The 13,511-nt window shown below is 52.4% G+C and carries 14 protein-coding genes; 13 read left to right on the top strand and 1 reads right to left on the bottom strand.

Annotation, left to right across the window (positions count from 1 at the left end; all coding sequences use genetic code 11):
- Positions 1 to 5 precede the first annotated feature (5 nt).
- A complete protein-coding gene (gene pspF / locus HVY19_RS10645; RefSeq protein WP_181680577.1) occupies positions 6 to 983 on the bottom strand; it encodes a phage shock protein operon transcriptional activator in 978 nt (325 codons plus the stop codon).
- A 168-nt stretch (positions 984 to 1,151) separates the two neighbouring features.
- On the opposite strand from pspF, the gene pspA reads away from it, so the two are divergent.
- The 13 genes from pspA (at position 1,152) to pgmB (ending at position 13,505) form a co-directional block, all read left to right on the top strand.
- Positions 1,152 to 1,820: a phage shock protein PspA gene (pspA, locus tag HVY19_RS10640; RefSeq protein WP_181680576.1), complete on the top strand. Its 669-nt coding sequence runs from the start codon at positions 1,152 to 1,154 to the stop codon at positions 1,818 to 1,820.
- 54 nt (positions 1,821 to 1,874) lie between these two features.
- Entirely contained in the window at positions 1,875 to 2,099 is a 225-nt protein-coding gene (pspB, locus tag HVY19_RS10635; RefSeq protein ID WP_181680575.1) for an envelope stress response membrane protein PspB, read from the top strand.
- Positions 2,099 to 2,458, top strand: coding sequence for an envelope stress response membrane protein PspC (gene pspC, locus HVY19_RS10630; protein ID WP_181680574.1), 360 nt, complete (start codon positions 2,099 to 2,101; stop codon positions 2,456 to 2,458). The genes pspB and pspC overlap by 1 nt, the downstream gene beginning before the upstream one ends.
- A 19-nt stretch (positions 2,459 to 2,477) precedes the next feature.
- Entirely contained in the window at positions 2,478 to 2,702 is a 225-nt protein-coding gene (pspD, locus tag HVY19_RS10625; protein ID WP_181680573.1) for a phage shock protein PspD, read from the top strand.
- 198 nt (positions 2,703 to 2,900) lie between these two features.
- Entirely contained in the window at positions 2,901 to 4,583 is a 1,683-nt protein-coding gene (locus tag HVY19_RS10620) for a sugar phosphorylase (protein WP_181680572.1), read from the top strand.
- A 13-nt stretch (positions 4,584 to 4,596) separates the two neighbouring features.
- Positions 4,597 to 5,889, top strand: a complete 1,293-nt coding sequence (locus HVY19_RS10615) for an ABC transporter substrate-binding protein (protein ID WP_181680571.1) — start codon at positions 4,597 to 4,599, stop codon at positions 5,887 to 5,889.
- Between the two features lie 20 nt (positions 5,890 to 5,909).
- Complete coding sequence (locus HVY19_RS10610) at positions 5,910 to 6,791, top strand: sugar ABC transporter permease (RefSeq protein WP_181684262.1); 882 nt, start codon at positions 5,910 to 5,912, stop codon at positions 6,789 to 6,791.
- Complete coding sequence (locus HVY19_RS10605) at positions 6,778 to 7,620, top strand: carbohydrate ABC transporter permease (protein ID WP_181680570.1); 843 nt, start codon at positions 6,778 to 6,780, stop codon at positions 7,618 to 7,620. The genes HVY19_RS10610 and HVY19_RS10605 overlap by 14 nt, the downstream gene beginning before the upstream one ends.
- Before the next feature lie 28 nt (positions 7,621 to 7,648).
- Positions 7,649 to 8,701 (top strand): zinc-binding alcohol dehydrogenase, encoded by a 1,053-nt coding sequence (locus HVY19_RS10600; protein ID WP_181680569.1) that lies wholly within the window; start codon positions 7,649 to 7,651, stop codon positions 8,699 to 8,701.
- An 18-nt stretch (positions 8,702 to 8,719) separates the two neighbouring features.
- A complete protein-coding gene (locus HVY19_RS10595; protein WP_181680568.1) occupies positions 8,720 to 9,508 on the top strand; it encodes a sugar phosphate isomerase/epimerase in 789 nt (262 codons plus the stop codon).
- Between the two features lie 9 nt (positions 9,509 to 9,517).
- Complete coding sequence (locus HVY19_RS10590) at positions 9,518 to 10,573, top strand: Gfo/Idh/MocA family oxidoreductase (RefSeq protein WP_181680567.1); 1,056 nt, start codon at positions 9,518 to 9,520, stop codon at positions 10,571 to 10,573.
- On the top strand, positions 10,570 to 12,846 hold the full coding sequence (locus tag HVY19_RS10585) for a glycoside hydrolase family 65 protein (RefSeq protein WP_181680566.1): 2,277 nt from the start codon (positions 10,570 to 10,572) through the stop codon (positions 12,844 to 12,846). Before HVY19_RS10590 ends, HVY19_RS10585 begins: the two co-directional genes overlap by 4 nt.
- Entirely contained in the window at positions 12,843 to 13,505 is a 663-nt protein-coding gene (gene pgmB / locus HVY19_RS10580) for a beta-phosphoglucomutase (protein ID WP_181680565.1), read from the top strand. Before HVY19_RS10585 ends, pgmB begins: the two co-directional genes overlap by 4 nt.
- Positions 13,506 to 13,511: the final 6 nt, after the last annotated feature.

The following is a 13,511-nucleotide window of genomic DNA, read 5'->3' as shown; positions in this document are numbered from 1 at the left end:
GCGCATTACGATATCTGATGCTTTTTAAGCAATGCGCGCAGCTGATGGTAGGTTAACCCCAATAATTCCGCCGCTCGTTTTTGATTGAATTTCGCCTGTTGCAGGCTGGCCTGTAACAACGCTTTCTCCTGCCGCTGCTGAAAATCCCGTAAATCCACAGGCAATGATGGACCTGATGCCGGGGATTCCGGCTCATGATGTCTAACGCCGTGACGTTTAAACGGGTCGATCACAATGTCATCCAGCGCTGTCTCACTGCTGCCGTGTCGATATACCGAACGTTCGACGACGTTTTTCAGTTCACGAATATTTCCCGGCCAGCTGTAATGCATCAGCGTATCTCTGGCGCGTTCGCTAAACCCCGGAAATAAAGGGAGTTTGATCTCACGGCACATCTGAATAGCGAAGTGTTCTGCCATCAGCATGATGTCGGCCTGACGTTCCCGCAGCGGCGGCAGTTGCACCACGTCAAAGGCCAGTCGGTCCAGCAGATCCGCGCGGAAAGTCCCTTCATTGACCATCACCGGAAGATCCGCATTCGTTGCGCACACCAGGCGCACGTTGACCTGCAAAGGCTGGCTACCGCCGACGCGTTCCAGTTCGCCATACTCAATCACTCTCAGCAGCTTTTCCTGTACCAGCATTGGCGCAGTGGCTAGCTCATCAAGAAATAACGTTCCCCCGTCGGCACGCTCAAACCTTCCGGGATGGCGTTTTTGCGCGCCGGTGAATGCCCCAGCTTCATGACCAAACAGTTCACTATCGAGCAGATTTTCATTCAGCGCCGCGCAGTTAAGAGAGATAAACGGCCCCTGCCAGCGGGAGGAGAGGTAGTGAAGGCGGTTGGCGATAAGTTCTTTACCGGTTCCACGCTCACCGATAATCAGTACAGGTTTATCCAGCGGTGCCAGGCGTGAAACCTGCTCCAGCACTTCAAGAAAGCTGTTAGCTTCGCCTAACAGATTATCTTTGTATTCAGCCATGATGAATTTCGCCACTAGTTAGTGTATTTCACCACTTTACCCTGTTTTACCGTTGAGGTAAAACTACCCATATTTTATAAAATCAATAACTTAAAAAGTTGGCACGCAGATTGTATTAGAGAATCAGCAGGGCTTAGCCCGACATCAGAAAAATGTGAGGATTGAATTATGGGTATTTTTTCTCGTTTTGCCGACATCGTGAACGCCAACATCAATGCACTGCTGGAAAAAGCGGAAGATCCGCAGAAGCTGGTGCGCCTGATGATCCAGGAAATGGAAGATACGCTGGTAGAGGTGCGTTCTAACTCAGCGCGTGCACTGGCAGAAAAGAAACAGCTAACGCGTCGCATTGAGCTGGCGACGGCGCAACAGGCAGAGTGGCAGGAAAAAGCCGAACTGGCGCTGCGTAAAGAGAAAGACGATCTGGCGCGTGCCGCACTGATTGAAAAGCAGAAGTTGACCGACCTGATTGCCTCTCTGGATCATGAAGTGACGCTGGTAGACGATACGCTGACACGGATGAAGAAAGAGATTGGCGAGCTGGAAAATAAACTCAGTGAAACGCGTGCTCGTCAGCAGGCGCTGATGCTACGCCACCAGGCGGCGAATTCATCCCGTGACGTGCGCCGTCAACTGGACAGCGGTAAGCTGGATGAAGCGATGGCTCGCTTTGAATCCTTCGAACGTCGCATCGATCATATGGAAGCAGAGGCAGAAAGCCACAGCTTTGGTAAACAGAAAACGTTGGATCAGCAGTTTGCCGACCTGAAAGCCGATGACGAAATCAGCGAGCAACTGGCGCAACTGAAAGCCAAAATGCAGCAAGACAAGCAATAATAACACCAGGCGGTGCCCGATCGCGCCGCCGCTCTTCACCTGTAAGGAGTACTCATGAGCGCGCTATTTCTCGCCATCCCGTTAACCATTTTCGTGCTGTTTGTCCTACCGATTTGGCTTTGGCTGCACTACAGCAATCGCGCCAGTCGGGGTGAACTTGCACAGAGCGAACAGCAACGTTTAATGCAGTTGACCGATGACGCGCAGCGTATGCGTGAACGTATCCAGGCGCTGGAAGATATTCTTGATGCGGAACATCCGAACTGGAGGGATCGCTAATGGTTGGTATTGATCTGAATAAAAAGTTATGGCGCATCCCGCAACGGGGTATGGTGCGTGGAGTGTGCGCGGGTATCGCGCAATATCTGGACGTACCGGTAAAACTGGTCCGTATTTTAATGGTACTGTCGATCTTCTTTGGGCTGGCGCTGTTCACCCTGGTCGCCTATATCATTCTCACTTTTGCGCTCGATCCGATGCCGGATAACCTCGCTAATGGCGAGCCGCAACCGACCAACGGCGAACTGCTGGATGCCGTAGACAGAGAACTGGCGGCGGGGGAGAAGCGCCTGCGTGAGATGGAACGTTATGTGACCTCTGATGCGTTTACGTTGCGCAGTCGTTTTAGACAGTTGTAATTGATCCGTGAGGGTGAAGATGAATACTCGCTGGCAACGCGCCGGGCAAAAGGTAAAACCCGGTCTGAAAATCGCAGGAAAGCTGGTGCTGTTAACCGCGCTGCGCTACGGCCCGGCAGGCGTTGCAGGCTGGGCGGTGAAATCTGTCGCCCGACGCCCGCTCAAAATGTTGCTGGCGTTAGCACTGGAACCGCTATTAAGTCGAATGGCGGCAAAAGTTTCGAAACGCTATTCCGGAAATTAGTTTTGCCGATAACGGTCCGCCGGGGCCGTAACATTTGAATTACAATTCTCGTTCTTAATTTGCGGCAGCTCACAAATACGATTTTTGGGCTGCTAAATCGCTTTTATTTCCTCTCTGAAAATCCTCTCACTGCATTGACAGCTAATTTTACCGGGAGTAGTCTCTTGCGTCATGGGACCGCTACCACGGAAAAGTAAAGTGAACCACAAAATTCAGGAATGCCTTAGTGCTGTCTATGGGGATACATGGACAACGCTTCATCATGAAACGTTGAAATCGCGAATTGAAGAAGCACGAGCGGTAATTACGAAACAGCGTAAATCGCATTGGGATGAAAACGATGTGGTACTCATAACCTATGCCGATCAATTCCATTCGAACGAAGAAAAACCACTGCCAACGTTTAATCATTTTTATTCTCAGTGGCTTAAATCTATTTTCTCGCATGTCCATCTTCTGCCTTTCTATCCCTGGTCTTCAGACGATGGCTTTTCAGTTGTCGATTACTATCAGGTTGCTGAAGAAACCGGTGAATGGAAAGACATTAGTGAATTAAACCATTCCTGCAATTTGATGTTCGATTTTGTTTGTAATCATATGTCGGCGAAAAGTGAATGGTTTAACCGTTATTTACAACAGCAGCCGGGATATGAAAACTTTTTTATTGAAATGGACCCTGAAACCGATCTAAGTGCAGTAACCCGCCCACGCGCTTTACCGCTGCTGACACCATTTACTTTGCACGATAATACGGTTCGTCACGTGTGGACAACCTTCAGTGACGATCAGATCGACCTGAATTACGCTAATCCTGATGTGCTGCAGGCCATGGTCGATGTGCTACTAACCTACATCGAGAAGGGCGCAGACTATATCCGCCTGGATGCGGTAGGTTTTATGTGGAAAACACCCGGCACCTGTTGTATTCACCTGGAAAAGACGCACCAGTTGATCAAACTTTTCCGCGCTATTGCCGATGAAGTGGCACCTGGCACAGCGATCATCACCGAAACCAACGTCCCGCATAAAGACAATATCTCTTATCTTGGCAACGGTCATGATGAAGCCCATATGGTCTATCAGTTCTCTCTGCCACCGTTGGTTCTGCATGCGGTGCATCGCCAGGATACCCGAAAGCTAAGTCAGTGGGCACAGGCGCTGAAACTGCCATCGCAAAAAACCACCTGGTTCAATTTCCTTGCCTCACACGATGGCATTGGCTTAAACCCGCTGCGTGGATTATTACCTGAAGAGGAAATTCTGGCGCTGGTGTCTGAACTGCAAAATGAAGGTGCGCTGGTCAACTGGAAAAATAATCCTGATGGTTCGCGCAGTCCCTATGAAATAAATGTCACCTATATGGATGCATTGAGTTCCCGGGACAGCAGCGACGATGAACGTCTGGCGAAATTTACGCTTGCTCATGCGTTATTATTGTCATTGCCGGGTATTCCCGCTATTTATATCCAAAGTATTCTGGGATCGCGCAATGACTACGAAGGGGTAGAGTCGCTAGGATATAACCGGGCGATTAATCGTAAAAAATATCAACGCGACGGTATTGAAACTGAATTAATGTCTGGCGGTACACTTCGTCATCGGGTTTATCATACGTTGTCTCGGTTGGTCGTTATTCGTCGAAATAATAAAGCCTTCCATCCCGATAGCCATTTTGAGATCTGTAGTATTACGCCCACGGTGATGAAAATTAAACGCGTAGCAGAAAAGGGTGAAACTATTACGGCTTTATTTAATTTTAGCGATAAATCTCAACGTGTCGGCGAAGATATAAAAACAGGCGTCGATCTGATTAGTGAAGCTAATGTTTCGGGTGAAACATTAACGCTTCATCCCTGGCAGGTTATGTGGATTAAAAATTAAAAAGGAACATCTGATGCTTAAAACGAAAATTGTGCTGTTATCAGCACTGGTTTCCTGCGCCCTGATTTCAGGTTGCAAGGATGATAAAGCCACCCATGTATCGATTGAGTTTATACACTCTTCTGTTGAACAGGAGCGTCAGGCCGTTATTACAACGCTTATTGAGCGTTTCGAAAAGGCAAACCCTGACATTACGGTGAAACAGGTGCCCGTAGAGGAAGATGCCTATAACACCAAAGTGATTACTCTCGCCAGAAGCGGTTCACTGCCAGAGGTGATCGAAACCAGCCATGACTACGCCAAGGTGATGGACAAGGAGCAGTTGATTGACCGGAATGCAGTGACGAACGTAATCCAGGCCGTGGGGGAAAATGCGTTTTACGATGGCGTGTTGCGTATTGTGCGTACCGAGGACGGCAGTGCGTGGACCGGCGTTCCCGTTAGCGCCTGGATCGGCGGTATCTGGTATCGCAAAGACCTCCTGGCGAACGCCGGCCTGGGCGAGCCAAAAAACTGGGAGGATCTGCTGACCGTTGCCAAAAAACTCAACGATCCGTCACATAAGAAATACGGTATTGCGCTGCCTACGGCGGAAAGCGTGCTGACCGAGCAATCCTTTTCACAGTTTGCATTATCCAACAAAGCCAACGTCTTTGACGCACAGGGGAATATTACCCTCGATACGCCGGAAATGAGCCGGGCACTGGATTATTACCGCGAACTGGCAGCCAATACCATGCCTGGCTCCAATGACATCATGGAAGTCAAAGATGCCTTTATGAACGGTACGGCGCCGATGGCTATCTATTCCACCTACATCCTCCCGGCGATTATCAAAGAGGGCGATCCACAGAATATTGGTTTTGTCGTGCCAACAGAAAAAACGCCTGCGGTCTACGGGATGTTGACTTCGCTGACGATTACCAATGGTCAAAAAGAGGAAGAAACCGCCGCGGCAGAAAAATTTGTCGCCTTTATGGAACTGGCCGACAACATTGCCGACTGGGTGATGATGTCGCCGGGTGCCGCGCTACCAGTCAATAAAGCGGTGGTGACAACCAAAACCTGTCAGGACAACAGCGTGATTAAAGCGTTGGGCGAACTGCCTGCGCAACTGATTGCAGAACTGCCGAATATTCAGGTTTTCGGTGCGGTAGGGGATAAAAACTTCACTCGCATGGGGGATGTGACCGGGTCTGGCGTGGTGAGCAGCATGGTGCATAACGTCACGGTAGGGAAAACCGATCTCTCTTCAACGCTTCAGGAAAGCCAGAAAAAGCTGGATGACCTGATTAAGCCGCGTTAATGAGGACCGGGACATTCATGATGAGCCGCATTTTTTCCGGTCGATCTGATATGCCATTCGCGCTGCTGCTCCTGGCGCCCAGCCTGCTGTTGCTGGGCGGCCTGGTGGCCTGGCCAATGATATCAAATATCGAAATCAGCTTTCTGCGTCTACCGCTGAACCCGCGCATTGACGCCACGTTTGTTGGGTTGAGCAACTATATCCGTATTCTTTCCGATCCGGGCTTCTGGCACTCGCTGTGGATGACGGTGTGGTACACCGCGCTGGTCGTGGCGGGGAGTACGGTATTAGGGCTGGGCGTGGCGATGTTCTTCAATCGCGAGTTCCGGCTGCGTAAAACAGCACGTTCGCTGGTGATCCTCTCCTGCGTGACGCCGTCGATCTCGCTGGTATTTGCCTGGAAGTACATGTTCAACAACGGCTACGGCATTGTGAACTATCTCGGGGTGGATCTGCTGCACCTCTACGATCAGGCACCGCTGTGGTTCGACAATCCAGGCAGTAGTTTCGTACTGGTGGTGTTGTTCGCCATTTGGCGTTACTTCCCGTACGCATTTATATCGTTCCTGGCGATTTTACAGACCATTGATAAATCGCTGTACGAAGCGGCGGAGATGGATGGCGCGAACGCCTGGCAACGGTTTCGTATCGTCACATTACCCGCGATTATGCCCGTGCTGGCAACGGTGATTACGCTCCGCACGATCTGGATGTTCTACATGTTCGCCGACGTTTATCTGCTGACCACTAAAGTCGACATCCTCGGCGTCTATCTCTACAAAACGGCATTTGCATTTAATGACTTAGGCAAAGCAGCGGCAATTTCCGTCGTGCTGTTCATCATTATATTCGCCGTCATTTTGCTGACCAGAAAACGGGTAAACCTCAATGGCAACAAATAAACGTAAGCTCGGGCGCGTGGGTTTTTACTGCGGACTCATTGTCTTTCTGATCATCACGCTGTTTCCGTTTTTTGTAATGCTGATGACCTCATTCAAGAGCGCAAAAGAGGCCATTTCGCTACACCCCACATTGCTGCCGCAGCAGTGGACGCTGGAACACTATGTCGACATTTTCAACCCGCTGATTTTTCCGTTTGTGGATTATTTCCGTAACAGCATGGTGGTGTCCGTCGTGTCCTCGGTTGTGGCGGTATTTCTGGGAACGCTTGGCGCTTACGCGCTATCACGCCTGCGCTTTAAAGGGCGGATGACCATCAACGCCAGCTTTTACACGGTGTACATGTTCTCCGGGATCCTGCTGGTGGTGCCGTTGTTCAAAATCATCACTGCATTGGGGATTTACGACACCGAAATGGCGCTGATCGTCACCATGGTCACGCAGACGCTACCAACAGCGGTATTCATGCTGAAAAGCTACTTCGACACCATTCCGGACGAGATTGAAGAGGCGGCGATGATGGACGGACTGAACCGGCTGCAAATTATCTTCCGCATTACCGTACCGCTGGCGATGTCCGGGTTGGTATCGGTCTTTGTCTACTGCTTTATGGTGGCGTGGAACGACTACCTGTTTGCCTCGATATTCCTCTCCAGCGCCAGCAATTTCACGTTGCCGGTTGGGTTGAACACCCTGTTCAGTACGCCAGATTACATCTGGGGACGCATGATGGCGGCCTCGCTGGTGACGGCACTACCTGTCGTGATTATGTATGCGCTTTCCGAACGATTTATTAAGAGTGGTTTGACCGCTGGTGGCGTGAAGGGCTAAGGCGGCCAGTTTAATCAAGGAGTTGTAGATGAAAAAGTTAGTTGCAACCGCACCGCGCGTCGCGGCGCTGGTGGAATATGAAGACCGCGCGATTGAAGCTCATGAAGTGCGCATCCGCGTACAGTTTGGCGCGCCGAAACACGGTACGGAAGTGGTGGATTTTCGCGCCGCCAGCCCGTTTATCGATGAGGATTTTAACAGTGAGTGGCAGATGTTTATGCCACGTCCAGAAGGTGCGCCGCGTGGCATCGAATTCGGCAAGTTTCAACTGGGCAATATGATCGTCGGCGAGATCGTCGAATGTGGCAGCAGCGTTACTGAGTATGCCGTGGGTGATAGCGTCTGCGGATACGGACCGCTGTCAGAAACGGTAATTATCAACGCCGTCAACAACTACAAGCTGCGCAAAATGCCGCAAGGCAGTTCCTGGAAAAATGCGGTGTGCTACGACCCGGCGCAGTTTGCGATGAGCGGTGTGCGTGACGCTAACGTGCGTGTGGGTGATTTCGTGGTGATTGTGGGACTGGGCGCGATTGGCCAGATCGCAGTGCAACTGGCGAAAAAGGCCGGTGCTTCGGTGGTTATCGGCGTCGATCCTATCGCACATCGCTGCGACATTGCTCGCCGTCACGGTGCTGACTTCTGCCTTAACCCCATTGGCACTGATGTAGGTATGGAGATCAAAAAGCTCACCGGCAAGCAGGGCGCGGATGTGATCATTGAAACCAGCGGCTACGCCGATGCGCTGCAATCGGCGCTACGCGGACTGGCCTATGGCGGCACCATCTCTTATGTCGCTTTTGCGAAACCATTCGCTGAAGGCTTCAACCTGGGTCGTGAGGCGCATTTTAACAACGCCAAAATCGTCTTTTCACGCGCCTGTAGCGAACCAAACCCAGATTATCCACGCTGGAGTCGCAAACGCATCGAAGAAACCTGTTGGGAACTGCTGATGAACGGTTATCTGAACTGTGAAGACCTGATCGACCCGGTGGTGACGTTCGCGAATAGCCCGGAAAGCTATATGCAGTATGTCGACCAGCATCCGGAACTGAGTATCAAAATGGGCGTCACTTTTTAATTGTAAGGGAAGACAGTCATGAAAATTGGCACACAGAATCAGGCATTCTTTCCAGAGAATATTCTGGAAAAATTTCGTTATATCAAAGAGATGGGTTTTGATGGTTTTGAGATCGACGGCAAACTGTTGGTCAACCATCTTGACGAAGTGAAAGCAGCGATCAAAGAAACCGGTCTGCCCGTCACCACGGCTTGTGGCGGCTACGATGGCTGGATTGGTGACTTTATTGAAGAGCGTCGTCTGAACGGCCTGAAGCAAATCGAGCGTATCCTTGAGGCGCTGGCCGAAGTCGGCGGGCAGGGCATCATCGTTCCGGCCGCCTGGGGCATGTTTACTTTCCGCCTCCCGCCGATGACCTCGCCGCGTAGTCTGGCGGGCGATCGCCAGATGGTGAGCGACTCTTTGCGCTATCTCGATAAAGTCGCGGAACGTACCGGCACGGTGGTGTACCTCGAGCCGCTGAATCGCTATCAGGATCATATGATCAACACCCTGGCAGACGCGCGTCGTTACATTGTGGAAAACGACCTGAAGCATGTGCAGATCATCGGCGACTTCTATCACATGAATATCGAAGAAGACGACATGGGGAAAGCGTTGCACGACAATCGCGATCTGCTGGGACATGTGCATATTGCTGACAATCACCGCTATCAGCCGGGGACCGGTACCCTGAATTTCAAACAGCTGTTTGATCAGCTGCGGGCGGATAATTACCAGGGATACGTGGTGTACGAAGGGCGCGTTCGGGCGGAGAACCTGCCTGAAGCCTACCGTCAGTCATTGACCTGGCTGCGCACCTGCTAAGAGGTTTCCGTGAAAAGTGCACTGACAAGCTCGCCGCTGCGTGTCGCCATTATTGGCGCAGGACAAGTGGCGGATAAGGTTCATGCTTCGTACTACTGCACCCGCGACGATCTGGAACTGGTGGCTGTCTGTGACAGCCGCCTGTCTCAGGCTCAGGCGCTGGCAGAGAAATACGGTCATGCGCAGGTCTGGGACGATCCGCAGCAAATGCTGCAAAGCGTAAAGCCGGACATCGTTAGCGTGTGTTCGCCCAACCGTTTTCACTTTGAGCACACCATGCTGGCGCTGGAAGCGGGCTGTCACGTGATGTGCGAGAAGCCACCGGCCATGACCCCAGAACAGGCGCTGGAGATGTGCAACACCGCCCGCCGCATGGGGAAAGTATTGGCCTACGATTTCCATCATCGCTTTGCGCTTGATACGCAACTGCTGCGTGAACAGGTGACGGCGGGCGTGTTGGGCGAGATCTATGTGACCAACGCCCGCGCGCTGCGTCGCTGCGGTGTTCCCGGCTGGGGAGTGTTCACCAATAAAGCACTTCAGGGCGGCGGTCCGCTGATCGACCTTGGTGTACATATGCTGGATGCGGCGATGTATGTGCTGGGCTTCCCGCTGGTGAAACGGGTGACCGCGCACAGCTTCCAGAAAATTGGTACGCAGAAAAATAACGGCCAGTTCGGTAAGTGGGATCCGTCAACCTACACCGTAGAGGATTCGCTCTTCGGCACCATTGAATTTCATAACGGGAGTATTCTTCGACTTGAAACTTCGTTTGCACTGAATATTCCAGAACAATCAATAATGAACGTGAGTTTCTGTGGCGATAAAGCGGGCGCAACGCTGTTCCCGGCGCAGGTGTATACCGATCGCAACGGTGAGCTGGAGATGCTCGCCCAGCGAGAGCATGCGGACGACAATCGCCATTATCGCAGCATGGAGGCATTCGTGAACCATGTTCAGGGCGAACCGGTCACGATCGCGGATGCGGAGCAGGGGTTTGTGATTCAGCAACTGGTTGCTGCGTTGTACCAATCCGCCGAAACAGGGATGTGTATTGAATTATGAGTAAGCCAGAGTTGTTATCCGAAGCGGCTTTTTGCCCGCATAGCCTGAATAAGTACGCTTCTCTTATGGCGACAGGCAATGGCTATCTGGGGATCCGCGCCACGCATGAAGAGGCTTATACCCAGCAAACACGCGGCATGTATCTTGCCGGGTTATATCATCGGGCAGGCAAAGGTGAAATTAACGAAATCGTCAATTTGCCGGATGTGATTGGCGTCGACATTCAACTGAATGGCACCCATTTTTCTCTACTCAGCGGTACGTCTGAACGCTGGCAGCGAGTGCTTAATTTCGCCAGCGGTGAATTGCAGCGCTCGGTGATCTGGCGCGCTCCGGATGGCGCACGTTTCGCTATCGAAAGCCGTCGCTTTGTCTCTGCAGTGCAGCTACCGCTGATGGGGCTGCAATTGTCGATCACGCCGCTCGATGCAGATGCAACGGTGTCAATTTCCACTGGTATTGACGCAACCATCACCAACCACGGCAGACAGCATCTGGATGAACGGCAGGTGCGGGTGTTCGGCCAGCATTTGCTGCAAGGGATCTACACCACTCAGGATGGCCGCAACGATATCGCTATCACAACCTGGTGTAAGATCGCTGGTGATGCCCAGTCCTGCTTTACGGCAAAAGAACGTCGGCTTTTGCAGCACAACAGTGCGCAGGTCAAACAGGGAGAACGTCTGACTCTGGAGAAGCTGACATGGGTGGAATGGACATGTGGACGCGACGTTTCGCTGGACACCTGGGCCAGACAGGGGCGTCAGGCGCTGGAAAAATGCGCCACTCAGGGGTACGACACCCTGATGGCGAAGTCTGCCCAAAATTGGGAAGACTGGTGGCAGCGTTGCCGGGTCGAAGTGCAAAGCGACAACGAAGCCGATCAGCGTGCGTTGGACTATGCGCTTTACCATCTGCGGACGATGACCCCCGCCCATGACGAACGCAGCAGCATTGGCGCGAAGGGCATAACCGGCGAAGGCTATAAGGGGCATATCTTCTGGGATACTGAAGTCTTTTTACTGCCGTTCCATCTTTTTACACAGCCAACTGTTGCACGGAACTTATTGCGCTACCGCTGGCACAACCTGCCGGGCGCGCGTGAAAAGGCGCGCCGCAACGGCTGGCAGGGCGCGCTATTTCCGTGGGAAAGCGCCAGAAGCGGTGAAGAAGAGACGCCGGAATTTGCGGCGATCAACATTCGCACCGGGCTACGGCAAAAGGTTGCGTCCGCGCTGGCGGAACACCATCTGGTCGCGGATATCGCCTGGGCAATTGTCGCCTACTGGCAGGCAACCGGTGATGAACAGTTCATGCGCCGGGAAGGGTTAACGCTATTGCTGGAAACGGCACGGTTCTGGATCAGTCGCACAATAGAGGTGAATGGTCGCCTGGAAATCCACGATGTTATCGGCCCGGACGAATACACCGAGCATGTGAATAACAACGCCTTCACCAATTATATGGCGCATTACAACGTCACCCAGGCGCTGCACTTTGCGCGTCGTTTCGGCTGTACGGACGACGCGTTTCTCAGTCGCGCCGACTATTTTCTTCAGCATCTCTGGCGACCAGCTGTGGGAGAAGATGGTGTACTGCCGCAGGATGACTCGTTTCTCAGCAAGCCGTCGATTGATCTCACACCGTACAAAGCAAAAGCGGGCAAACAAACCATCCTGCTGGATTATTCGCGCGCAGAAGTCAACGAGATGCAGATCCTGAAACAGGCCGATGTTGTGATGCTCACCTATATGCTGCCGGAACTATTTTCCCGGGATGTCTGCATGGCGAACCTGCACTTTTATGAGCCACGCACCATTCATGATTCTTCGCTGAGTAAAGCTATTCACGGTATTGTCGCCGCGCGCTGCACAGACGCGGAACAGGCGTATCAATACTGGCATGAAGGAACACTGATTGACCTTGGCGACGATCCGCATAGCTGTGATGACGGCATACACGCAGCGGCGACGGGGGCTATCTGGCTGGGCGCAATTCAGGGCTTTGCCGGTTTGAGCGTACATGAAGGGCAGTTACACCTTAATCCCGCTTTACCGCAAGGCTGGCAGCAATTGCGTTTCCCGCTGCGCTGGCAGGGAAGTGAGATGCTGATTTCACTGAGTCGTCAGACGGCGATCGTCAAAAGCTCACTGCCGGTGACGCTGTACATGAATGGAAGCCAACTGACGATTTCAGGTGAACAGACCTTTGCATTGCGCGATTTTATTATGCCCAGCAATGGGACCGCTACCAGCCACAAGGAGGGTGAATGAAACCACAGGCCGTTGTCTTTGATTTAGATGGTGTCATTACTGACACCGCACACCTGCACTTCCAGGCATGGCAGCGAATCGCCGCTGACATTGGGGTCGAAATCGACGAGGTTTTCAATGACAGCCTGAAGGGCATAAGCCGTCAGGAATCGTTGCGCCGAATTTTGCGCCACGGTGGGAAAGCGGAGGCCTTCGGTGAGCAGGAGTGTGAGGCTCTGGCTGCGCGCAAAAATGCGCTGTATGTGCATTCGCTACGCGATCTGAACGTTGAGTCGATCCTGCCGGGCATTCGTCAACTCCTTTGTGATCTGCGGGCACAGCAAATTGGCATCGGCCTGGCGTCGGTATCGCTCAATGCGCCAACCATTTTACAGGCGCTGGAGATCGCTGACTTTTTCGATTACTGCGCCGATGCAGAGCAGGTCGCACGTTCAAAGCCGGACCCGGCGATCTTCATTGCCGCCTGTCGTGGGCTTGGCGTGCAGCCGGAGGCGTGCATTGGCATTGAAGACGCGCAGGCAGGTATCGAGGCAATCAACGCCTGCGGAATGCGCTCTGTGGGTATCGGTTCGTCCTTAACGGGAGCGGGGCTTCTGCTACCGACAACCGAATTTCTGACGTGGCCGTGCTTATCGGCTTTCTGGCAACACGACAAGTAAAGGAAT

The sequence above is a fragment of the Citrobacter sp. RHB25-C09 genome, from assembly GCF_013836145.1.
Taxonomy (GTDB): Bacteria; Pseudomonadota; Gammaproteobacteria; order Enterobacterales; family Enterobacteriaceae; genus Citrobacter_A.
This window is presented reverse-complemented; position numbering and strand designations above follow the sequence as displayed.